Source organism: Kitasatospora sp. NBC_00458 (assembly GCF_036013975.1).
Taxonomy (GTDB): Bacteria; Actinomycetota; Actinomycetes; order Streptomycetales; family Streptomycetaceae; genus Kitasatospora.
This window is the reverse complement of record NZ_CP107904.1, coordinates 1,541,790-1,564,678: the sequence shown is the minus strand read 5'-3', so window position 1 is coordinate 1,564,678 and position 22,889 is coordinate 1,541,790. Positions and strand designations below refer to the sequence as shown.

Sequence of the window (22,889 nt, the reverse complement as noted above, 5' to 3'; positions counted from 1 at the left end):
CGATGACCGGCAAGGACGCGACCGGACCGGCCGCCCCGGGGAGGCGCCTGGGCGAGCCGCTCCCGGACGGCCTGCTGGACGCCGGGGAGCGGATGACCGCCGGTGAACTGAGGGCCCACCAGTTGGAGCACCTGCGGGCCACGCTGCGCCACGCCTACGAGAACGTCGAGCTCTACCGCCGGAAGTTCGACGCCGCCGGGGTGGCCCCCGGGGACTGCCGGACCCTCGCCGACCTCGCGCGGTTCCCCTTCACCACCAAGGCCGACCTGCGCGACACCTACCCGTTCGGCATGTTCGCCGTCCCCAGGGAGCGGGTGCGCCGGATCCACGCCTCCAGCGGGACCACCGGCCGCCCGACGGTGGTCGGCTACACCGAGCACGACCTCGACGTCTGGGCCGACGTGGTCGCCCGATCGATCCGCGCGGCCGGCGGCCGGCCCGGCCAGACGGTGCACATCGCCTACGGCTACGGGCTGTTCACCGGCGGCCTGGGCGCGCACGCCGGCGCCGAACGGGCCGGCTGCACGGTGATCCCCGCCTCCGGCGGCATGACGGCCCGCCAGGTCCGGCTGATCCAGGACCTCCGGCCCGAGATCATCATGGTCACCCCGTCCTACCTGCTGACCCTCCTCGACGAGTTCGAGCGCCAGGGCGTGGACCCGCGCACCACCTCGCTGCGGGTCGGGATCTTCGGCGCCGAGCCGTGGACGGAGGAGATGCGTGGGGAGATCGAGCGGCGGATGGACATCCACGCCGTCGACATATACGGCCTCTCCGAGGTGATGGGCCCCGGCGTCGCCCAGGAGTGCGTCGAGACCAAGGACGGCCTGCACGTCTGGGAGGACCACTTCTACCCGGAGGTGGTGGACCCGTTCACGGACCGGGCGCTGCCGGACGGCGAGGACGGCGAGCTGGTCCTCACCTCGCTCACCAAGGAGGCGCTGCCGGTCGTCCGCTACCGCACCCGCGACCTCACCCGGCTGCTGCCCGGCACCGCCCGCCCCGCGTTCCGCCGGATCGCCAAGGTCACCGGGCGCTGCGACGACATGATCATCCTGCGCGGGGTCAACGTCTTCCCGACCCAGATCGAGGAGGTCCTCCTGCGGACCCCGGCCGTCGCGCCGCACTTCCTGCTCCGGCTGACCCGCCGGGGCCGCCTGGACCACATGACCGTCCGCGTCGAGGCGCGGCCGGACGCCGGGCCCGCGGAGCGGGAGGCGGCGGTGGCGGCCATCGCGCGGGACGTCAAGGACGGCGTCGGGGTGAGCGTGGACGTCGAGGTGCTGGACCCGTACAGCCTGGAGCGGTCGGTCGGCAAGATCCGCCGGATCGAGGACCTCCGGGAGGGCTGAGCGGGCCGGGACCCGCCGCCGGCCTCCCGGCGGGGAGAACGCGTCAGCGTCCGTCGAAGCCCGCCTCCGTGAACGCGCACCCGCCGCGCTCCGTCGGCGACAGTTCCGGGCCGGGGACGTGCCGCGGCGCCTGCCGGAAGTACTGGCGGAAGCCGTCGGACCGGAACCTGAGGTCGAACTCATGGCCTTCGACGTGCCAGAGCGGATATTCCTCCCGGCCGTCGTCCGGCGTCAGCCGGTGCAGATCGGCGATCTCCAGCGTGGGGATCCCGCTGGTGAGGTCGAGGCCGCCCGTGAGGTCCCAGACCTCCTCGAACACCAGGGTCACCGGGGCCACCCAGAAGGAGAAGGACTTCGAGCGCCTTTCCGGGTGGACCCAGCGGACGACGTAGTCGAGGTCGAGCAGCAGCCGCGGCAGGAGGTCGGTCGGCTGGAGGTACAGGCCGTGGACGGTGGCGTCGTGCCAGCCCATGTCCTCGAAGTCGGTGTCGTCCCAGACGCTCTTGGCGAGGCCCGATTCCGGGTGGAGGTCGTCGTCCATCCACGTATCCAATCAAGGCACGCGGGTTCCGGTGCGGGCGGGCCCCTGTGGGGGGGCGAGCCTCGTCGGCGGGCCCGCGCGGGGTCCGTCGCGGGGTCCGTCGTCGAGGTCCGTCGCGGGGTCGGCGTGCGGCAGGGGCGCAAGGGTGGCGTAGGGCGCGAATCGGTGGGTTCCCGGCGGGTGAGGGCGGGTCGTGCGCCCCTTACGATGAGGCCATGAGCGGGAGCCTCCAGGTGTCAGGTGCGCACGTGTCGCAGGAGTCCGGTGCGGACGAGCGGCTCGACGTGGCCGCCGGGATCCTGGCCCTGCTCGCCGACCGGACCAGGCTCGCCCTGATGCAGCGGCTGAGCGAGGGCGAGGCCGACGTGACGACGCTGACGGAGTACTGCGGTGCGGCCCGGCCGTCGGTGAGCCAGCACCTGAGCAAGCTGCGGCTGGCCGGTCTGGTGGCCACCCGCAAGGACGGCCGGCGGGTGGTCTACACGCTGCGCCACGGCCATCTGCGCCGGCTGGTGCACGAGGCGCTGAACGTCGCGGACCACCAGATCAGCGGGCTGCCCCCGCACGACTGAGCGACCCGGCGCGGGTGAGGTGTCCCCGCGCGGGAGCGGCGTTCGCGGAGGGGATCCATCTCCAATAGGTGCACACGTATGCACATGTTGTCCTATCCTGGAGGAGACGTCCCTGGTTCGAGCCCTCGCGCCCCACGCGCGCATCGCGCACCTCGCGCGCCGAGTCGATCGGAGTCCCCCGTGCTCTCCGTGCTCCGTGACCGCACCTACCGCCACCTCTTCGCCGCCCAGGTGGTCGCCCTCGCCGGAACCGGCCTGGCCACCGTGGCGCTCGGCCTGCTCGCCTACGACCTGGCCGGCCCCGCCGCCGGATCGGTGCTCGGCACCGCCCTGGCGATCAAGATGGCGGCGTACGTCGGGATCGCCCCGGTCGTCGCCGCGCTCGCCCACCGGATCCCGCGCCGCCGGCTGCTGGTCGCCGCCGACCTGGCCCGGGCGGCGGTGGCGCTCGGACTGCCCTTCGTCACCAGCGTCTGGCAGGTCTACCTGCTGATCTTCGTCCTGCAGGCGGCCTCGGCGACGTTCACCCCGGCGTTCCAGTCGGTGATCCCCGAGGTGCTGCCCGACGAGCGCGACTACACCCGGGCGCTGTCGCTGTCCCGGCTGGCCTACGACACCGAGAGCCTGGTCAGCCCGGCGCTGGCCGCCGGACTGCTCGCCCTGGTCGGCTACCGCTGGCTGTTCTGGGGGACGGTGGTCGGGTTCGTCGCCTCGGCGGTCCTGGTGGTCTCGGCGGTCCTGCCGGTCGCGGCGGCCCGCACGGCGGCGGGCGGCGGGAGGAGCGGGTCGGGGGAAGCGTCGGCCACAGGAGGCCCGGCGCGGACGCCGTCCCTCGCGGCCAGGTCGCTCGACGGACTACGGCTCTTCCTGTCCGTCCCGCGCCTGCGGGCGCTGCTCGCCCTGGACCTCGCCGTCGCCGCCGGCGGCGCCATGGTGATCGTCAACACCGTCGTCTACGTCCGCGACCGGCTGGGCCGATCCGCCGGGGACGTGCCGCTCGCGCTCGGCGCGTACGGCGGCGGCTCGATGGTGGTCGCGCTGCTCCTGCCCCGGGTCCTGGAGCGGGTGGCCGACCGCAGGGTCATGCTCCCCGCGGCCTTCGGCATCGCCGGACTGCTCGCCGTCCTCGCCGTCCTCACGACGACGGGCGGTGGTGGCGGTGGCGACGGTGGTGGGGGTGGTGGCGGATGGCGGTGGCCCGCACTGCTCGCCGTCTGGGCGGGTCTCGGTGCGGCGGGCTCGCTGATCCTCACTCCCGGCGGCCGACTGCTGCGCGCCGCGGTGCCGGCGGCGGAGCTGCCCGCGGCCTTCACCGCCCAGTTCTCGCTCTCGCACGGCTGCTGGCTGCTCGCCTACCCCCTGGCGGGCTGGCTCGGCGCCACCGCCGGCCTCCCGGCCGCCACCGTCGCCCTCGGGGTCCTCGCCCTCGGCTCGGCGCTCCTGGCCACCCGCGCCTGGCGCCCGGACCGGGTCGCCCGACCTGCCGCGGCCGACCGCCCCGCCCGGGTGGCTCGGCGCCGACGGACCGCCCCCGGGGCGTCCCTGCCGCGCTGAGCGTCCTGCCGCCGAGGTCCCGCCTGTCCGGCCCGTCCGGCCCGTCCGTCCGTCCGGCCCGCCCGCCCGCCCGTCCGGCTCGGGCGGGACGGGCGGTTCGGCGTCGGAGGTCCGCCTCCGGGGCGTCCCCGCCGTGTTGAGCGTCTTGCCGCCGAGGCCCCGCCCGGGCCATCCGTCTCCGACCGGCCGGCCCCTCGTGCCGAACGTCCCCCGCAGGGCCTCCCGGGGTGCCGGGTGTCCCGGCCACCGGCCTCCGCCACCGCGTCCCGCCGGGTGCCCGGCGGGCCGTGCGACGATGGGTGGCAGCCATGTTGGTAAATGTTAGATATTGTTTGTTCATGTTGTTGAAGGGGAGTTCCATGCAAGGGAGCGGGACATGGCCGCAACGGTGACCACGACGGCCGGCCTGGCCGGTTCGACGACCAGGACCGCCGCAAGGCTGGCCGACGGCCGTGAACTGATCTACTTCGACCGCGGCGAGGCCCCCGCAGGCCGGGACGCGGCCGACCTGCGGCCGCTGGACGCCGCCGCCCCCTCCTCGGAGGTGCGGCTCGATCCGCTGACCGGCGCCTGGGTGACCGTCGCCGCGCACCGCCAGGTCCGCACCTACCACCCGCCCGCCGACCAGTGCCCGCTCTGCCCCTCGCGGGACGGGCGGCTCAGCGAGATCCCGGCCGCCGACTACCAGGTCGCGGTCTTCGAGAACCGCTTCCCCTCGCTCGCCGGGAACCCCGCCACCCACCCCGTGCAGCCGACCTCCGGCGACCCGCTGCACACCACCCGCCCCGGGACCGGCCGGTGCGAGGTGGTCTGCTTCACCGCCGACCACTCCGCCTCCTTCGCCGACCTCGACGAGGACCGCGCCCGGCTGGTGCTCGACGCCTGGACCGACCGCACCGCCGAACTCTCCGCGCTGGAAGGCGTCCGGCAGGTCTACTGCTTCGAGAACCGCGGCCCCGAGATCGGCGTCACCCTCGCCCACCCGCACGGCCAGATCTACGCCCTGCCGTTCACCACCCCGCGGACCGCCCGCATGATCGAGCAGGCCGCCCGGCACCGCGCGGCCACCGGACGCAACCTCTTCGAGGACCTGGTCGCCGCCGAACGCGCGGACGGCGAGCGGGTCGTGCTCGCAGGCGAGCACTGGACGGCCTTCGTCCCCTTCGCCGCCCGCTGGCCCTACGAGGTTCACCTCCACCCGCACCGCCGGGTCCCCGACCTGACCGGTCTGGACGAGGACGAGCGTGCCGAACTCCCCGGCGTCTACCTGGAGCTGCTGCGCCGTTTCGACCGGCTCTTCGGCGATGCGGAGCGGCACGTACCGGCGCCGTACATCTCGGCCTGGCACCAGGCCCCGACCGTCGACGGCGGTGAACTCGCCCTGCACCTGGAGCTGTTCACCGTCCGGCGGACCGCCGACAAGCTCAAGTACCTCGCCGGCACCGAGTCCGGCATGGAGGCCTTCATGAACGACGTCGCCCCGGAGGACGCCGCCCGGCGTCTGCGCGAGGTCGCGACCACCACCGGCGGGGAGCAGCAATGACCACGACCTCCACCGCCTTCGCGGAGCTGTACGGCCACGCTCCGGAAGGCGTCTGGGCGGCCCCCGGCCGGGTCAACCTGATCGGCGAACACACCGACTACAACGACGGGTTCGTGCTCCCGATCGCCCTGCCGCAGACCGTCCGCGTCCAGGGCCGCCGCCGTTCCGACACCCTGCTCCGCCTGCACTCCTCCCGGACGCCCGGAGAGGTCGTCGAGCTGGACGTCGCCGAGCTGGCCCCCGGCCGGGTGAAGGGCTGGGCCGCGTACCCGGCCGCCGTCGTGTGGACCCTGCGGCAGGCCGGCCACCCCGTCGGCGGCGCCGACCTGACGTTCGACAGCGACGTGCCCGCGGGCGCGGGCCTGTCCTCCTCCGCCGCGCTCGAATGCGCCGTCGCCATCGCGTACGACGGCCTGTACGGGCTCGGCCTGGACGCCCGCCGGCTCGCCCTGCTCGCCCAGCGGGCGGAGAACGAGTTCGTCGGGGTGCCCTGCGGGATCATGGACCAGATGGCCTCGATGGCCTGCCGGGCCGGCGCCGCCCTCCACCTGGACACCCGCGACCTGTCCGCCCGGCACGTCCCGCTCGACCTCGCGGGCGCCGGTCTGGCCCTGCTCGTCATCGACACCCGGGTGCAGCACGACCTCGGCGACGGCGCCTACGCGGCACTGCGGGCCGGGTGCGAGCGGGCGGCCGCCCTGCTCGGGCTGTCGGCGCTGCGCGACCTCTCGGTGGCCGAGCTCCCGGTCACCCTTCCGGAACTCCCGGAGGAGCTCCGCCCGTTGGTCCGCCACGTGGTGACCGAGAACGCGCGGGTCGAGCAGGCCCTCGCGGAGCTGGACCGCCGTGGTCCGGCCGCCCTCGGGCCGATCCTCACCGCCGGCCACGCGTCGCTGCGCGACGACTACCGGGTCTCCTGCCCCGAGACCGACCTCGCCGCCGCCACGGCCGTCGCCGCCGGGGCGCTCGGGGCCCGGATGACCGGCGGCGGCTTCGGCGGCTCGGTGATCGCCCTGGTGGAGACGGGCGTGGCGGAGGCCGTGGCGGAGGAGGTCACCGCGGCGTTCGCGGCCGCCGGGTACGCCGAGCCCCACATCCACACCGCGATCCCGTCCGAAGGGGCCCGCCGGGTGGCGTGACCTGAACCGGGCCCGCCGGCGGAGGCGACCACTCTCGTCGCCCCCGCCGCCGGGCCCGCCGGCCGTCGGTGCTTCCGGCCGTCGGTGCTTCCGGGCTTCGGACCGTCGGCCGTCCCGTACGCGGGTCAGCCGCAGAACTCCGCCTCGGCGAGCTTGAGTTTGCCGGTGAACCAGTCGGCGTTGGTGTTGAAGGCGGCGGCGTGCCGACCGTCCCGGGTGGTCAGTGCGAGGGTCGACGATCCGTGGATGCCGCCGTCGTGGCCCCACACCTCGACCCCGCAGGACAGCCTGCCGCCGCTGATGCCGAGCCCGCCGGGGCCCTCGGTGGTGAGCATCTCGTCCAACTCGGCCTGCGGGAGCAGCCGTCCGCGCATCAGCGCGGAGAGGAACCGGGTGAGGTCCTCGGTCGTGGAGATGATCCCGCCGGCGGCGCCCGCCATCGAAGGGTTGAGTTCCGTGGTGTCCACGGGCGTCGCCGAGCCGCCGAACAGCTTGGAGTAGGCGCGTGCGTGCGGCCGGGGCACGGTGGTGGCGGTGCCGGGCACGCTGGTGCCGTCCAGGCCCAGCGGCCCGATGATCCGCCGCTCGATCTCCGCGGCGTACGGGCGTCCGGTCGCCTCCGTGACGATCATCCCGGCCAGGACGTAGTTGGTGTTGGAGTACTCGCGTTTCGCGCCCGGCGCGAACACCGGCGGGTGCGACACCGCGATGCGCACCAACTGCTCCGGCGTGTAGGTGTCATAACGATGTGTCAGGAACTGCGGCGTGAACAGCAGGGCCGCCATGCCGGGGTCGTCGTCGTAGGCGGTCAGCCCGCTGGTGTGGTTGAGCAGTTGGCGGATCGTGATCGCCGAGCCGTCGTTGCCGTTCCCGCTCACCACCCCGGGCAGCCACTTCTCCACCGTGTCGTCCAGGTCGAGCCGCCCCTCGGCCTGGAGTTGGAGGATCACGGTCGCGACGAACATCTTCGTCACGCTCCCGATCCGGAACCGCTCCCGCGGCGATCGGGGCTGTCCGGTGGTGGTGTCCGCCGTGCCGATCGCCGTGGTCCAACTCTGCTGTCCTGTACGGGCGCTGGCGATGATCCCGGGCAGCCCTTCGGACCGGACGGCCGTCGTCATCGCCGCCCGGGTCGCGCCGTGCCCGCCCCCGCCGTGCCCGCCCCCGCCGTGCCCTGGTCCGCCGGGACCGGCCCCTGCGGCCACCGCCGGCAGCGCCGTCCCCATCACCACCGCCGCGGCCATCGCCGCAGCACCCGTTCCGCGCCGGAGCGCGCCCTGCCGAGTCATGTGCTTCTCCTGAGGTCCGTAGTCCTCGCCCCCCGCTCCTGCGCAGGTTGACGGTCCGCGGGCCCCCCGGGTTCCGGCGGACCGCCCCGCCGTGCACAAACCGTCCGGACGGACGACCGGACCCGGACACCGGGGGTACGGGAGCCCCCTAGGGACCGGCCGACGGCCGTGGCGGGGCCCCGGTGGGCCGATTCCGCCCCCCATGAACGTGGGATGTCGCGGTACCGGCCGTCACCGCGAGGATTCGGCGTGTGCGGCGCCCGACGCCGGACACGGGGGCGGGCGTCGGACGCCGCACTGACGGAGCATCGGACTCATCGGGCGATCGCCATGCCGAGGGTCCCCCGACACATCGACACATCGACACGCCGGGGGGCGTCCGCGCAGGTCGGCCTCGTGGTGCGGTCGCCATCAGAGGGAGCACACCCGTGCCATCATCCCGTCACTTCCGCCGCCCGCTGATCGCGCTGCTGGCCGCGGTCGCCGCGCTCACGTGCTCGATCGCGCCGGCCGCCGCCGACCCCGGTCCGGCCGCCGGCGGTGAACTGCCGAGGCTGCGCTCGCTGTACGTGGCGATGCCGGACGGCGTCCGGATCGCCGCCGACGTCTGGCTGCCGCCCGGCGCCACCGCCGGCAGCCGGCTGCCGACCGTCCTGGAGACCTCGCGGTACTGGCGCTCCAGGGACCGCTCCGACGGGTCCGAGGGCGACCCCCGGTCCGGTCCGGCGAGTGTCTGGAACGCCCGCGGCTACGCCTACGTGGTGACCGACCTGCGTGGTACCGGCGCCTCGTTCGGCACCCTCGACGCCGAACTCGGCACCAGCCTGATCAAGGACAGCGGCGCGCTCGGCGACTGGATCGCCGCCCAGCCGTGGTCCAACGGCCGGGTCGGCACCACCGGCGTCTCCTACGGCGGCGACACGGCGATACTCGCCCTCGGTCTGCGCAACCACCACATCACGGCGGCCGCACCGAACTCCTACGACTTCGACCCCTACGAGGACCTGATCCGCCCCGGCGGACTGCTGATCGAGCCGCGGGTCGCCGTCTACAGCACGCTGCTGCGGATCCTCGACCAGGCCGGCGGCACCACCTGCGCGACCAGTGACGAGACCCGGCGGATCTGCGACGAGTACGGGTTGACCGGTCTCGCGCCGAGGCCCGTCGACGGGCCGGACGGGCCCGCGCTGCGCGCCGCGGCCCGCGTCGAGCACGCGGGGAACGCCAACCTGGTCGACCTCGCCCGCAAGGGCGCCCACCGGGACTACACCGACGGTCCGCAGAGCTGGGCGGTCACCAGCGTGGCCGGCCAGAGCGGGGCCATTCAGGCGGGCGGCGTCCCGGTCCTGACCGACGCGGGCTGGCTGGACGCCGGTACCCCCAACGGGGTGCTCTCCCAGTTCTCCGGCCTGTCGAACACCCAGGAGAGCTGGATCGGCCCCTGGAACCACGGCCAGGGCTACCTCGCCGACCCCTTCCAGCCGAGCCGCAGGCTCACCGACGCCGAGCGGCGCGAGATCGGCGAGCGGACGCTCGCGTTCTTCGACCGGTACGTCAGGGACGGCGAACACCCCGATGGCGAACGGCTCGTGCACTACTACACCCTCAACGAGGGCACCTGGCGCACCACCGACCGCTGGCCGGTCCCCGGGACGCGGAACCGGCGGCTCTACCTCGCCGACGGCAACACCCTCAGCCGGCAGCCTCCGAGGCCGGTCACCGGTCGGCCCGACACCGACCCGCTGACCCTCCACCCCACCGCGGGCACCGGCCCGCTCGACCGCTGGAACACCAACCTCACCGGGGACCCGGTCAGTTACCCCGACCGGGCCGCCGTCGACCGGGACCTGCTCAGTTACACCAGCCCGCCCGTCCGGCAGGACACCAGGGTGACCGGCCTCGGCCGGGTGACCCTCGACGTGACGGGCGTCGGCGGGGCGAGCGACGGCGCACTGCACGTCTACCTGGAGGACGTCGCGCCGGACGGCCGGGTCACCTACATCACCGAGGGCCAACTCGCCCTCACCGAGCGGGCGGTGGCCTCCCGGTGGAGCAACCCCGACTGGCGTCGGCTGCGCACCCCGCGCACCTTCGCGGCCGCCGACGCAGCCCCGTTCCCGCAGGGCACGCCCCAGCGGGTCACCCTCGACCTCCAGCCGACCTCGGTCCTCTTCAAGGCCGGCGACCGGATCCGGCTCACCGTCGCGGCCGCCAACCCGGACTCCTTCGAGCTCCGGCCCGCCGACGGCAGGGCCGCCTACACCATCGGCCACGGCTCCGTCCGGCCCTCCTACGTCGACCTGCCGGTGGTCGGCTGAGGGGCCGCGGCCGCCCCGCCGCAGCCCCTCGGCCGACCCCGCTCTCCGCTCCCTGCTCCCCGCTCTCCGATTCCCGATTCCCGGGCCGTCGGCGCCGACCGCGCCGACGGCCCGTCCGCTCGACGGCCCGTCCGCTCGACGGCCCGTCCGCTCGACGGCCCGTCGGCTCGACGCCGGCCCCGACCGGTCCCGGGGCGAACGGCCCGTGCAGTCGGGCTCGCCGGCCTCCGCCGGAAGGATCAACGCTTGCGCCACAGCGCCCAGTTGTGTTGCGCGTCGACCCGGTCGACGTACCAGTCGGCAGGGTGCGCGGGCCAGTAGGCCTCGGGCGCCCGCCCCTGCTCGGGCAGCGGGGTGACGAGCGCGGTCGCCGCCGGCGGGATCGGCTGCCAGCGGGGGTCGCGGTACCAGACGCGGCCCTGGTAGACCTCGAAGGTCTGGGTGGTGCGCAGGGTCCAATCGAGGTCCCAGGCGAAGACCACGCTGTCGTCCGGCCGCAGCCCCGCGCTCTGGGTGAAGCCGGTGGCCAGGGGCTTGCGCCAGGCCGAGTGGGGCTGCGAGACGCGTTCGGTGATCGTCGCGGAGGCGAACCCCGCGAACAGGGCGAGGGAGACGCCGACCGCCCAGAACGCCCTGCGGCCCCCGGCGGTCCGGACCAGGAGGACCGCGCAGAAGATCACGAGTGCGGCCGCGCTCGCCCGGACCATGGAGAGCCGGCTCCAGTCCGCGGTGAGGAACGACACGTCGGGCAGGCCCCACAGCACGAAGCCCTGGGTGCGCAGCTTCGAGCCGGCCGATCCGATCACCAGCACGGCGAGGAGGAGGATCAGCCCCGCGGTCGCGGCCGACGCCCTGCCGAGCGCGCGGCGGCCGCAGCGCACGAGGACCGCGGTGCCCGTCACGAAGGCGGCCGGCACCAGGTACGAGGTGTAGCGGGCGTAGACCCAGTTGTCGATCCGGCCGTCGTCCGGGAGGGCCGCCGCGGAGGCCAGGGCGGTCCCGACGAGGAGCGCCACCAGCACGCCGCCGGTGAGCCGGTGCGGCAGCGGGACGCGGCGGCCGAACAGGGCGAACAGGCAGGCGACGACGGCCAGGCCGCCGATCCCCCAGGTGGAGACCGTGAAGTACCAGATCTGGCCGGCGGTCCTGGTGAGGGTCCGCTGGGTGGCCTCCGGGTCGGTGAGGCCCTTCCACAGGAAGCCGCCGACGTCGCTGTCCTCGACGGTGAACTGCGCGTGCAGCCACCTGGCCAGGAGTTCGGCACCGACCACGCCCGCCCCGAGCGCGCCGAGGCCGGCGACGGTCGTGCGCCACGGGGCACGGCGGAACACCAGGACACCGGCGAACACGGCGGCGGTCAGGGCCACCACCACACCGCCGCGGTCGTGGGTGGCCATCGCGTAGGCGGCGGCGGCCCCGGCCCCGGCCGCGTACCAGGCGCGCCGGCGCACCGGTCCGTCGGAGAGCCAGCCGTGCAGGCAGAGCAGCCAGGCGAGGATCAGCGCGGGCAGGACGGCGTCGGTGAGCGCGAACTGGGAGTAGAAGACCACCGGGGGCAGCAGCGCGGTGGCGGCGGCGAAGGCGTACGCGAGCCGGCGGGTCAGGCCGAGGCGCCACAGGGCGAGGTGGGCGAGCGGGAAGACCAGCGCACTGATCAGCGCGTTGATCGCCAGGACCAGGTGGTAGGCGGTCACCGGGTCGTCGGCGATCCGCAGCGCGGGGGAGATCAGCAGCGGGTAGCCGCCGGGGATGACCACGCCGACCGGCATCTCGGTGGTCGGGCGGCCCGCGAGGACGCGCGCCAGGACCAGGTAGGACTCCTCGTCCGGGTGGACCGAGGGGTAGTCGAGGTGCCGGGCGAGGACGAGCCGGAAGAGGACCTGGACGAGGTAGCCGGCGGCCAGCGCGGCGGCCGGGAACCAGCGGCGGAGGCGGAGCGCCGCGAGGCGCCGGACCGCCCGGTCGGTGAGCCCGGCCGGCGGCGGGGCCGTGCCCCCCGCACCCCCCGGAGCCCCTGCCCGCCCGGCGCTCTCCTCGGCCGCGACGGCGTCGGTGGTCCCGGTGGTTCCCATGGTTCCGGCGGCCTCGGTGGCCTCCGTGGCCTCTGCGGTGATCTGTCCCATCGGACTCTGCTTCCTCCCTGGCCGGCTTGGCCGCACCCCGCACCCCGTACCCCGCTCCCCGGGGGCGGACGGGCACGTCGAACCGCGGCGCGGCCCGCTGGGGCGCCGCATGCAGGACGACTATATATGTCGTTCACCGGCATATATAGATCGGGAGAATCGGATCTCGATGGAACCCGGGCGGAACCCGGCTGGTTCAGGGCGGGTGGGCGCCCGGAACCGGTGGGTGGTCCTGCCGGACCCAGGGTCCGATCGGGCCTGGTAGGCCCCCGGTGGCGGCCGCGAAGGTTGACCCATGACCGAGAACAGCGGAACCAGGAACAACGGCGACCACACCCCCGGCACCGACGGCGAGTTCGCCGGAAAGACCGTGCTGATCACCGGCGGCACCAGCGGGATGGGCCTCGCCACCGCACGCCGCCTCCTCGCCTCCGGCGCCGAGGTGGTCATCACCGGCCGCTCCGAGGAGCGGCTGCGCCGCGCCGAGACCGCGCTCGGCGCCGGCGACCGGGTGCTCGCCGTGCGCGCCGACTCGGCGGCGCCGGCCGACCTCGCCCGCCTCGCCGACCGGGTGGGGGAGCGGCACGGACGCCTCGACGGGGTGTTCGCCAACGCCGGGGTCGGCGTCTTCGAGCTGCCGGCCGAGGTGACCGAGAAGTCCTTCGACCACACCGTGGACGTCAACTTCAAGGGCGTCTTCTTCACCGTCCAGCACGCCCTGCCGCTGCTGGAGGCCGCCGGCGGCGGGTCCGTCGTCCTCAACGCCTCCTGGACGCTCCACCGCGGCCTGCCCAACGCCCCGGTCTACGCGGCGACCAAGGCGGCCGTCCACAACCTGGCCCGCACCCTGGGCAGCGACTTCGCCGGGCGCGGCATCCGGGTCAACTCGGTGAGCCCGGGATACATCGTCACCGAGATGTTCGAGGAGGTCATCACCGAGCAGTCCGAGCGGGACGCCGTGCTGGCCCAGGTGCCGCTGGGCAGGCTGGGCGAGGCCGGGGACATCGCGGAGACGGTGGCCTTCCTGCTCTCGGCGCGCTCCTCCTACATCACCGGGCAGGACTTCGTGGTGGACGGCGGCGTGGTGGCGGTCGCGGGCGGCTGGTGAGCCCGGCGCCGGTCGCCCGGCCGGGCCCGAACCGCCCGTCCCGTCAGCCTGGCCCTGCCAGGGCCAGGCTGACGGGGCCCCGAGCAGAGAGAATCGTCATATGAGCAGCACAGCGATCAGCCTCAACGAGTTCCTGCGGACCCGTCGCTCCAGGCTCCGGCCCGAGGACGTCGGCCTGCCGGACTTCGGCGGCCGACGCCGGGTGTCCGGGCTGCGCCGCGAGGAGCTCGCCCAGCTCGCGGGGGTGAGCGTCGACTACTACACCCGGCTCGAACAGGGCCGGGTCGGCAACCCCTCGGACGCCGTGCTCGACGCCGTCGCCCGGGCCCTCCGCCTCGACGACGAGGAGGCCCGCCACCTGCACCGCCTCGCCCGCACCAGGCCGGGCGGCGGACGCCCCGGCGGCGCCCCGGCGGCCCGGGCCTCGGCGGCCCGCGCCGCCGCGGCCCCGCAGCGGGTCCGGCCCACGCTCGCCCGGCTGCTCGACGCGATGATCGACGTCCCGGCCGTCGTGATGGGGCGCCGCATGGACATCCTGGCCTGGAACCGGCCCGCCGTCGCCCTGCTCGGCGACTACGGCGCACTCGACCCGGCCGAGCGGAACATCGCCCGCATCACCTACCTCGATCCCGCCTCCCGCGAGCTCTACGAGGACTGGGCCGGCTGCGCGCGGGAGAACGCGGCCTTCCTGCACCTGGAGGCCGGACGCCGGCCCGACGACCCCAAGCTCATCGAGCTGATCGGCGAACTGTCCATGCGCAGCGCGGAGTTCCGCCACTGGTGGGCGGAGCACCCGGTGCGGGACAAGACCTCCGGACTGAAGGGCTTCCGCCACCCGCTGGTGGGCCGGATGGAGCTGGTCTACGAGACGCTGCGCCCGGCGGACGACCCGGACCAGGCGCTGGTGACCTACACGGCCGAGCCGGGCAGCCCGTCCGACGACGCGCTGCGGATGCTGATCGCCTGGGACGCCGACCAGGTGCGGCAGACCACCGAGCCGCGTGCCGCCGGGAACGCCACGCGTCCGCGGGCCTGAAGGTCGTTCCGGACCTTCTGGAACGACCTTCGGGTGTACCGGCCCCGGACGCGGCGACGGGCCGACCGCGCTGTCCGGCCACGGTGGTGCGCCACTGGTGGTGTGCCACCGCAACGGAGGCCGCCAACCGACGCCGCCAACCGACGCCGCCGCCCCGACATCGTCAGCCGGGCGGCGATACCAGGCCGAAGTCGTAGGCGCAGATCACCAGCCCGACCCGGTCGCGAGTGCCCAGCCGGGTGAACAGCCGTGCCACGTGCGCCTTCGCCGTGGCCGTGCTGATGACCAGCTCCTGGGCGATCTCGGCGTTGGACAGGCCGCGTCCGACCAGCGTCAGCACCTCGCGTTCCCGCTCGGTGACGCCCGCCGCGGCCAGCCCGGCCGCAGGGTCGGACCCGGGTACGGAGCCGCGGTCGGCGCGGGCCGGCTCCGGAGGACGGGCGGCGAACTCCGCGACCAGTCGGCGCGTCACGCCGGGGGCCAGCAGCGCGTCCCCCGCCGCGACCACCCGGATCCCGTCCAGGATGGTCTCCAGCGCCATGTCCTTGACCAGGAAGCCACTCGCCCCGGCGCGCAGCGCGCCGTAGACGTACTCGTCGTCGTCGAAGGTGGTCAGCACCAGTACACGGGTCCGCGCCGACCGGTCTGCGGTGATCCGGCGGGTCGCCTCGATGCCGTCCGTTCCCGGCATCCGGATGTCCATCACCGCGACGTCCGGCCGTACGGCGCGGACCAGTTCGACGGCCTCCTCCCCGCCGGACGCCTCGCCGACGACCTCCAGATCGGGCGTGTCGGCGATGAGCACCCGCAGACCGGTGCGGATCAGCGGCTGGTCGTCGACCAGCACGACCCGGATCACCGGGCGACCTCCACGGGGAGGGGCAGCCGCGCGGCCACCCGGTAGCCGCCCCCGGGGCGCGGCCCGGCGCTGAACTCGCCGCCCAGCAGGCCGACCCGCTCCCGCATCCCGGTCAGCCCGAAGCCGTCGTGAATCCCCGCCCCGGACCCCGCCCCGGACCCCGCCCCCGACTCCGATCCGCATCCCAAATCGACGACGGAGAGCACGAGTTCACCCGTCCGGTAGTCGACCGTCACGCTGCAGTCCCGGGTGCCGGAGTGCCGCACCACGTTGGTCACCGCCTCCTGGACGATCCGGAACGCGGCCAGGTCGACGTCGGCCGGCAGCTCGCGCGGCTCCCCGCCGCGTCGCAGGTCGACCCGGACACCGGCCGCCGCCGTCCGTGCCACCAGCCCGTCGAGCTCGTCCAGCCCGGGAGCCGGGCCGAGCTGCGCCGCCTCCCCGGCGCCCTGGCGCAGCGCGCCGAGCATCCGCCGGAGACCGGCCAGGGTCTCCCGGCTGGTGGACTCGATGGCGTCCAGGGCCTTGCGGGTCTCGGCGGGCTGGGTGTCCATCACCCGGCTGCCCACCCCGGCCTGGATGGCGATGATGCCGATGTGGTGCGCGACCACGTCGTGCAGCTCGCGCGCGATCCGGAGCCGCTCGTCGGTGACCGCCTGCCGGGTCGCCTGGGCGCGAACGGCCGCCGTGTGCGCCCGGCCCTGGTGGACGGTGTGTCCGACCAGCCAGGCGATCGCCACCGTCGACAGCAGCGCGGCCTGCACCGAGAAGTTCACGCCGTAGCCGGAGGCCAGCCGCCAGCCCGTCTCGGCGGCGACCACGGCGGTCGGCAGCGCGGCGGCCAGGGCGGAGACCGCGCGGGGCCGGGTCGCCGCCGTGTACCCGACCAGCAGGTCGGCCAGCAGGAAGAGCACGACGGGCGTCGCCTGCACGTCCATCCCGAGCGAGAACACACCGCCGGCGAGCGCCACCGCGACGGCCGCCACCGGCAGCCGCGTCAGCAGCAGCGCGACCAGAGTCGTCACCACGGCGGCGACCGCCAGCGGTGCGTCCTCGATGTTGCCGTGGTAGCGGAACAGCCGCCGCAGCTCGTCCGGCCGCTGCAGCGAGCGGACGAGGATGACGGTCAGCCAGCCGCCGCCCACCCACACGGCGGGCGGCACTCTCCTGAGCGGCGGCGGAGTCTGGATCATGATCACCCGGCCGATCCTAGCCGCGGCCTGCCGGGCCGCCATCGGCCCGCGGGCCTAAGCCCGGGGGCGGGTACGGCGCCCGAGGGTTTCGCCGGCGGGCCGATGCGGCGGGCCGCCCGCCCTCGGCAGGGTTGTCCCCGTGATCGAGACAACCCGACTGAGCAAGCGGTACGACGGGACCACCGCCGTCGACGACCTGACCTTCACGGTGGAGCCGGGCCGGGTCACCGGCTTCCTCGGCCCCAACGGCGCCGGCAAGTCCACCACCCTCCGGATGATCCTCGGCCTGGTGGCGCCCACCGGTGGCACCGTCACCGTGGACGGCACCCCGTTCGCCGGCCGTCCGCGCGGGCTGCGCCACGTCGGCGCGCTGCTGGACGCCCAGGACGTGCACGGCGGGCGCAGCGCCCGGGCCCACCTGTGGGCGCTGGCCCGGGCGAACGCCCTGCCCGCCACCCGTGTGGAGGAGGTGCTGCACGAGGTCGGGCTCGGCTCGGCGGCCGGGCGGCGGATCGGCGGCTTCTCGCTCGGCATGAAGCAGCGCCTCGGCATCGCCGGCGCCCTGCTGGGGGACCCGCCCGTGCTGCTCTTCGACGAGCCGCTCAACGGCCTGGACCCGGAGGGCGTGCACTGGGTGCGCGGCCTGTTCCGCCGACTGGCCGGTGAGGGGCGGACGGTGTTCGTCTCCAGTCACCTGATGGCCGAGATGGAGCACACCGCCGAGCGGATCGTGGTGATCGGCCGGGGGCGGCTGATCGCCGACGAGAGCCTCGCCGCCTTCGCGGCCCGGCACGCCGGCTCCGCCGTCACGGTTCGCACGCCCGACGCCGGCGCGCTGGCGCCGGTGCTCGCCGGGGCCGGGGGCACCGTCAGGCCGGCGGACGGCGCCGCCCTGGAGGTCAGTGGCCTGCCGGCCGCCCGGATCGGCGAACTGGCCCACCGCCACGGTGTCGTCCTCCACCAGCTCGCGGACCGCACCGCGTCCCTGGAGTCCGCGTTCATGGCCCTGACCGCCGACCACGCCGACCACCGCACCGGAGGAGCCCGATGACCGCCGCAGCCCTGCCCGACACCCGTCCGAGGTTCACCGACCTGCTCGCCGCCGAGTGGATCAAGACCCGCTCGCTCCGGTCGACGTACTGGATGCTCGCGCTGAGCGCCCTTGTCGCCCTCGCGATCAACATCAACGCCGTCCGCACCGACCTCCCCTACATCGACCACCCGCCGGCCCAGGCGCCTGGCATGCCCCCCTACTCCTACGACCCGCTCTGGCACGGGCTGGGCAGCATCGCCGCCTCCGTCATGGGACTGGCCGCCGCCTGCTTCGGGGCGATCACGGTGTTCGGCGAGTACGCGACCGGCATGGTCCGCACCACCTTCGCCGCCGTCCCTGACCGGCGCGGGGTGGTCACCGCCAAGGTCGTCCTGGTCACGATGGTCTGCCTGGTGCTCGGCACCGCCGTCTCGCTGACGTCCTTCCTGACCACCAACGCCATGCTGGCCTCCCGGGGCATCGGACTCTCCCTCTCCGACGAGGGCTGCCTGCGGGCGGTCGCCGGCTATGCGCTGGGAGTGCCGGTCTGCGCGCTGGTCGGCATGGCGTTCGGCGCCGTGCTGCGGCATGCCACCGCCTCGATCGTCGGCGTGGTCGGACTGCTCTTCGTCCTGCCGATGGTTTTCGGCGGGGAGCGCTACCGCTGGCTCAAGGAGATCGGCAACCACCTGCCGCTCGCGGCCGAGTCCCGGCTCGCCCTCAACCCCCACACCACGGCCACGCTGGGGGAGTACCCGCCCACCGTGCCCGGCGCCTGGATCGCGCTCGCGGCCTGGGCGCTGGTCTCCGCGGTGGTCACCGTCGCGGTGGTTCGCCGCCGGGACGTGTGACCAGGGGCCGGCCGCGGCGAGGGCGCGACGCGGAGGTGCGACCCGGCCCGGCCGCGGCGGCCCGGCCGGCCGGGTGACACGCCCCGGGTCGGCGCCGGGCGCTGCCCGGCGGTACCGGCCCGCACGGGGTGCCGGGCGGGCGCATTCGGGCGACACTGGTGCGAAACGGTCCGGAGGGCCCGGTGCGGCCAGGACCATCGGCCCGGCCGGACCGCCCCTCCGGCCCTGTCGCGCGCCGGGCCACGGGCGTGGGATGGAGGTGGACGGGGCCGGGGCCGCCCGGACCCGTCCGCCGAACGCACCGCGAAGGGCAGGAGCACAGAGATGAAGGCCGCCGTCGTCCACGACTTCACCCAGCCGCTCGTGATCGAGGACCGCCCCGTCCCCGAGCCGGCGCCGCACCAGGTCCGGGTCCGACTGGAGGCCTCGGGGCTCTGCCACACCGACATCCACGCCGCGCACGGCGACTGGCCGGTCAAGCCCACCCCGCCGTTCGTGCCCGGCCACGAGGGCGTCGGCATCGTCGAGGCCGCCGGTGCCGAGGTCCGGCACGTCAGGGTCGGCGAGCGGGTCGCCATCCCGTGGCTGGCGGACGCCTGCGGACGCTGCGACCAGTGCGTGTCCGGCTGGGAGACGCTCTGCCTGCACCAGCACAACAGCGGCTACTCCGTCGACGGCGCCTACGCCGAACACGCCCTCGCCCACGGCGACTACGTCGTGCCCGTCCCCGACGGCATCGACCCGCTGGACGCCGCGCCGCTCTCCTGCGCCGGTGTCACCACCTACAAGGCGCTCAAGGTCTCCGGCGCCCGGCCTGGCACCCGCGTCCTCGTCTCCGGCATCGGCGGCCTCGGCCACCTCGCCCTCCAGTACGCGCGGATCAGCGGCGCCGAGACCATCGCCGTCGACGTCACCGACGACAAGCTCGCCCTGGCCCGCGAACTGGGCGCCGACCACGTCCTCGACGCCCGCACCCAGGACGTCGCCGCCGAGGTGCAGAAGCTCGGCGGCGCCCACGCGGCCGTCGCCCTCGCCGTCAGCAACGCCTCCTTCCAGGCCGCCTACGGTGCGCTGCGCCGCGGCGGCACGCTCGTCCTGGTCGCCCTCCCCGCCGAGGGCAGGCTCGAACTGCCCGTCTTCGACACCGTCCTGAACGGCACGAAGGTGATCGGATCGATCGTGGGCACCCGCGAGGACCTCGCCGAGGTCTTCCGCCTCCACGCACTCGGCCGCACCCGCGTCATCCGCGAGACCCGCAGGCTCGACGACGTCAACGCCTGCTTCGACGAGGTCCTCTCCGGCAAGGTCTCCGCCCGCCTGGTCTTCGACCTGACCTGACCTGATCTGAGCCGCCCGGGCCCGGGGCCCGGGCGGCTCAGCGGAAGCGGTCGACGTTCTCCCGGGCCCAGTCGTCGTAGCTGCGGAGCGGCCGGCCGATGACCTCGTGCACGGCCGGCCGCTGGTCGAGGGTCCACTGCACGGGCTCGGTGTGTGACGGCGTACCGGGGGTGGCGGGGCCGGTCTCGTTGAGGACCGGTCATTTCACGGACACGGCAGGGGCGTCCCCGGTGGTCTGCGGGGTTGCCGCGGACGCGTCGCCGGTGCTCGCCGGGCGGCGGCGTGCCGTCATCACCAGGGCTGCGGCCGCGGTCGCGAGGAGCAGCGCCCCGGCGGTGGCCAGCGCGTACCGGGCGCTGAGGTCGGAGGCCCGCCCGGAGCGGTCGCCGGCCAGGTACACGCCGCCGAGGACGGCGACGCCGAGGGTGCCGCCGAGCTGCTGTGCGGCGTTGAGGAGCCCGGCCGCCGAACCGGTCTCCTGCGGGGAGACGCGGCGCAGCGCGGCGGTGAAGAACGGCGGGGTGAACAGTCCCGCGCCGAGGCCGGCGAGGCCGAGGGCGACGGGGAGGCCCGCCGGGTAGTGGCCGGAGGGTGCGGCCCGGTAGGCGAGGACGGCGGCGGCGAGACCGACGGCGAGCGTGGCGGTGCCGGCGTGCAGGACGCGGGTGTCGAAGCGGGGGACGAGGCGGCTCCCGGCGGCCCAGGAGGCGGCGGCCAGCCCGGCGGACCACGGCAGCACGGTGAGGCCCGCGGTGAGCGGGCTGGTGTGCAGGCCCAGCTCCAGCTGGAGCACCACGGTGATCATGACGCCGTTCATGACGGCGAAGAACAGGGCGGAGGTGATCAGCGCGGCGGGGAACGCACGGCCGCGCAGCAGGGACGGCTCGACCAGCGGGGTGCGGCCGGTGGCGGCCGCGCGGCGCTGGTGGGCGGCGAACCCGAGCAGGACGGCCGCACCGAGTGCGGAGCCGGCCCACGCCGTGGCCGTCGGCGCACCGGTGCCGGCGGTGAGCGGGCACACCAGCAGGGCGGTGCCCGTCATCGCCAGGGCGGTGCCGACCGGATCGAGGCGGGGGCGTTCGGGGGCCCGGTCCTCGCGCAGGCGCGGCGCGATGGCCAGGACGGCGGCCGCGAGCGGCAGGTTGACCAGGAACACGGCGCGCCAGGAGCTGCCGAACAGGTCGGCGTGGGTGAGTACGCCGCCCACGACCGGGCCGAGGACCGCGGAGAGGCCCATGACCGGGCCGATCGTGCCCAGGGCCTTGGGCAGTTCGTCGCCGTCGAACATGGCGCGGATCAGCCCGAAGGTCTGCGGGATGATCAGGGCGGCCGCCGCGCCCTGGACCGCGCGCAGGCCGATGAGGGCGGCGGCGTCGGGGGCGAGCGCACAGGCCAGCGAGGCGAGCGCGAAGGCGGTGACGCCGATCCGGAAGACCCGGCGGCGTCCGGCGATGTCACCGAGGCGGGCGGCGGGGAGCAGGCCGAGCGCGAAGGCGAGGGTGTAGGCGGCGCTGTACCAGGGGATCGTGGCGGCGCTGCCGCCGAGGTCGGCGTGGACGGCGGGGCCGGCGACCTGGACGACGGTGGCGTCGAGCAGGTTCATCGCCTCGGCGGTGAGCAGCGCGATCAGGGCGGTCCACCGCAGCGGGTACCCGGCGGTGGCGGAGGCGGTGTCGGCGGGCGAGGCCGTGGACGTGGCCGTGGACGTGGCCGTGGACGTGGGTGTGGGCGTGGGTGTCGGCGTGCCGGACTTGTAGTGCTCGGTCATGAGGTCGGTCCCCCGAGGGTGTCGATGTGGTGTCGGGCGGACCCGGGACGCGTCAGACGACCGACCGACTGGCCGACCGGCCGCCTGGCCGTCAGGCCCGTCAGGCCCGTCGGCCCCGGCGTCCTGCCCGGCCCCCACCCTCGGTCCGGGCCCGCAGCAGCCTCCACTCCCGGCCGCCGGATCGGTGATTTCCGCCATCGGAGTCGGCTATTTTGAGGGATGTGCTCGAACCGGACGCTCTCGACCGGGGCCTGATCCACGCCCTCCAGGTGGACGCCCGGGCCCCGTTCACCCTCATCGCCGATGTCCTCGGCTCCTCGCCCCAGACCGTCGTGCGCCGCTACCGCCGCCTCCAGGCGGAGGGCGGGCTGCGGGTGGTCGCACTGCCGGACCCGCGGAGCTCCGGCACCCACCAGTGGTTCGTCCGGCTGACCGCCGCCACGCGGACCGCGCACGACATCGCGGCCGCGCTGGCCAGACGCCCGGACACGTCGTGGGTCCGGCTGACCTCCGGCGGCACGGAGATCGTCGCGATCATCCACACCGCGCCCAGCGGTCCGGACGCGCACTCCCTCCTGCTGCGCGACATCCCGCGCACCGCCGGGATCACGGGGGTGTCCGCGCACTACCTGCTGCACACCTACCTGGGCGGCCCCACCGCGTGGCGGGGCCGGGTGGACGTGCTCACGCCCGCGCAGGAGGCCCGGCTGCGAGCCCACGGTCCCCGGGTCCGCGCCGAGGAGGACGCCCCGTACACGCTCACCGGGGCGGACCGGCGCCTGCTGGCGGCCCTGCGCGAGGACGCCCGGCTCGGGTACGCGGAGCTGGCCGCCGCGGTCGGCTCCACGCCCGCGACGGTCACCCGCCGTCTGGCCGAACTGCGTTCGCGTGGTGCGCTGTTCTTCGACGTCGACATCGAACCGGCGGTCCTCGGCGCCACCGTGTCCGCGCTGCTCTGGATGCAGGTGGCTCCCAGCCGCCTCGACGAGGTGGCCACCACGCTGGCGACCCACCACGAACTGGCCGTCGTGGCGGCCACCACCGGCCCCACGAACCTGGTCGCGCACGCGCTGTGCGCCGACGCCGAGGCGCTGCACCGCTACCTGACCCGCCGTGTCGCCCTCGACGCGATCGCGCGGATCGAGACCGCACCGGTCCTGCGCACCTACAAGGCAGCCGCCACCCTGCGCGGCTGACGGGCGGCTGACGGGCGGCTGACGGGCGGCTGCCGGCCGACAGCCGGTCCGGACGCCCCCGGTCCGTCCGGTGCCC

General features: G+C 75.0%; 18 protein-coding genes. 12 read left to right on the top strand and 6 right to left on the bottom strand.

What is annotated here, in order from left to right:
* The first annotated feature begins 2 nt into the window (after positions 1–2).
* Positions 3–1,352, top strand: coding sequence for a phenylacetate--CoA ligase PaaK (gene paaK / locus OG550_RS05465; RefSeq protein WP_327675117.1), 1,350 nt, complete (start codon positions 3–5; stop codon positions 1,350–1,352).
* A gap of 43 nt (positions 1,353–1,395) precedes the next feature.
* On the opposite strand, the gene OG550_RS05460 is transcribed toward paaK, so the two are convergent.
* Entirely contained in the window at positions 1,396–1,893 is a 498-nt protein-coding gene (locus tag OG550_RS05460; protein ID WP_327675115.1) for a hypothetical protein, read from the bottom strand.
* 215 nt (positions 1,894–2,108) lie between these two features.
* Here OG550_RS05460 and OG550_RS05455 point away from each other — a divergent pair, with 215 nt between their 5' ends.
* The 4 genes from OG550_RS05455 to galK all read left to right on the top strand — a co-directional run bounded on the left by OG550_RS05455 (position 2,109) and on the right by galK (position 6,701).
* Positions 2,109–2,465 carry an ArsR/SmtB family transcription factor gene (locus OG550_RS05455; protein ID WP_327675113.1) on the top strand — a complete coding sequence of 119 codons (357 nt, stop codon included), beginning with the start codon at positions 2,109–2,111 and terminating at the stop codon, positions 2,463–2,465.
* 180 nt (positions 2,466–2,645) lie between these two features.
* Positions 2,646–4,019 carry an MFS transporter gene (locus OG550_RS05450; RefSeq protein WP_327675111.1) on the top strand — a complete coding sequence of 458 codons (1,374 nt, stop codon included), beginning with the start codon at positions 2,646–2,648 and terminating at the stop codon, positions 4,017–4,019.
* 376 nt (positions 4,020–4,395) lie between these two features.
* Complete coding sequence (galT, locus tag OG550_RS05445) at positions 4,396–5,562, top strand: galactose-1-phosphate uridylyltransferase (protein WP_327675109.1); 1,167 nt, start codon at positions 4,396–4,398, stop codon at positions 5,560–5,562.
* Complete coding sequence (gene galK, locus OG550_RS05440) at positions 5,559–6,701, top strand: galactokinase (protein WP_327675107.1); 1,143 nt, start codon at positions 5,559–5,561, stop codon at positions 6,699–6,701. The genes galT and galK overlap by 4 nt, the downstream gene beginning before the upstream one ends.
* Before the next feature lie 125 nt (positions 6,702–6,826).
* Here the strand turns inward: galK and OG550_RS05435 are convergent, their stop codons facing one another.
* Positions 6,827–7,990 carry a serine hydrolase domain-containing protein gene (locus OG550_RS05435; RefSeq protein ID WP_327675105.1) on the bottom strand — a complete coding sequence of 388 codons (1,164 nt, stop codon included), beginning with the start codon at positions 7,988–7,990 and terminating at the stop codon, positions 6,827–6,829.
* Positions 7,991–8,418: 428 nt separating this feature from the next.
* Between OG550_RS05435 and OG550_RS05430 the strand changes: the two genes are divergently transcribed.
* Positions 8,419–10,308: a CocE/NonD family hydrolase gene (locus OG550_RS05430; protein ID WP_327675103.1), complete on the top strand. Its 1,890-nt coding sequence runs from the start codon at positions 8,419–8,421 to the stop codon at positions 10,306–10,308.
* A gap of 239 nt (positions 10,309–10,547) precedes the next feature.
* Here OG550_RS05430 and OG550_RS05425 read toward each other — a convergent pair whose 3' ends face one another.
* Positions 10,548–12,431 carry a hypothetical protein gene (locus OG550_RS05425; protein ID WP_327675101.1) on the bottom strand — a complete coding sequence of 628 codons (1,884 nt, stop codon included), beginning with the start codon at positions 12,429–12,431 and terminating at the stop codon, positions 10,548–10,550.
* Positions 12,432–12,726: 295 nt separating this feature from the next.
* Here OG550_RS05425 and OG550_RS05420 point away from each other — a divergent pair, with 295 nt between their 5' ends.
* Together OG550_RS05420 and OG550_RS05415 are read left to right on the top strand one after the other, a co-directional pair.
* Positions 12,727–13,539, top strand: a complete 813-nt coding sequence (locus tag OG550_RS05420) for an SDR family NAD(P)-dependent oxidoreductase (protein WP_327675099.1) — start codon at positions 12,727–12,729, stop codon at positions 13,537–13,539.
* Positions 13,540–13,639: 100 nt separating this feature from the next.
* Positions 13,640–14,575 (top strand): helix-turn-helix transcriptional regulator, encoded by a 936-nt coding sequence (locus OG550_RS05415; protein ID WP_327675096.1) that lies wholly within the window; start codon positions 13,640–13,642, stop codon positions 14,573–14,575.
* A gap of 163 nt (positions 14,576–14,738) precedes the next feature.
* Here the strand turns inward: OG550_RS05415 and OG550_RS05410 are convergent, their stop codons facing one another.
* The gene (locus tag OG550_RS05410) at positions 14,739–15,434 is read right to left on the bottom strand and encodes a response regulator transcription factor (RefSeq protein ID WP_327675095.1); all 696 of its coding nucleotides are present in this window, start codon (positions 15,432–15,434) and stop codon (positions 14,739–14,741) included.
* Positions 15,431–16,627: a sensor histidine kinase gene (locus OG550_RS05405; RefSeq protein ID WP_327675093.1), complete on the bottom strand. Its 1,197-nt coding sequence runs from the start codon at positions 16,625–16,627 to the stop codon at positions 15,431–15,433. Before OG550_RS05405 ends, OG550_RS05410 begins: the two co-directional genes overlap by 4 nt.
* A gap of 139 nt (positions 16,628–16,766) precedes the next feature.
* Between OG550_RS05405 and OG550_RS05400 the strand changes: the two genes are divergently transcribed.
* The 3 genes from OG550_RS05400 (at position 16,767) to adhP (ending at position 19,849) form a co-directional block, all read left to right on the top strand.
* Positions 16,767–17,678, top strand: a complete 912-nt coding sequence (locus OG550_RS05400) for an ABC transporter ATP-binding protein (protein ID WP_327675091.1) — start codon at positions 16,767–16,769, stop codon at positions 17,676–17,678.
* On the top strand, positions 17,675–18,511 hold the full coding sequence (locus tag OG550_RS05395; protein ID WP_327675089.1) for an ABC transporter permease: 837 nt from the start codon (positions 17,675–17,677) through the stop codon (positions 18,509–18,511). Before OG550_RS05400 ends, OG550_RS05395 begins: the two co-directional genes overlap by 4 nt.
* A 324-nt stretch (positions 18,512–18,835) precedes the next feature.
* A complete protein-coding gene (gene adhP / locus OG550_RS05390; protein ID WP_327675087.1) occupies positions 18,836–19,849 on the top strand; it encodes an alcohol dehydrogenase AdhP in 1,014 nt (337 codons plus the stop codon).
* Positions 19,850–20,048: 199 nt separating this feature from the next.
* On the opposite strand, the gene OG550_RS05385 is transcribed toward adhP, so the two are convergent.
* Positions 20,049–21,617, bottom strand: coding sequence for an MFS transporter (locus tag OG550_RS05385; protein WP_327675084.1), 1,569 nt, complete (start codon positions 21,615–21,617; stop codon positions 20,049–20,051).
* A gap of 221 nt (positions 21,618–21,838) precedes the next feature.
* On the opposite strand from OG550_RS05385, the gene OG550_RS05380 reads away from it, so the two are divergent.
* The gene (locus OG550_RS05380; RefSeq protein WP_327675081.1) at positions 21,839–22,813 is read left to right on the top strand and encodes an Lrp/AsnC family transcriptional regulator; all 975 of its coding nucleotides are present in this window, start codon (positions 21,839–21,841) and stop codon (positions 22,811–22,813) included.
* Positions 22,814–22,889: the final 76 nt, after the last annotated feature.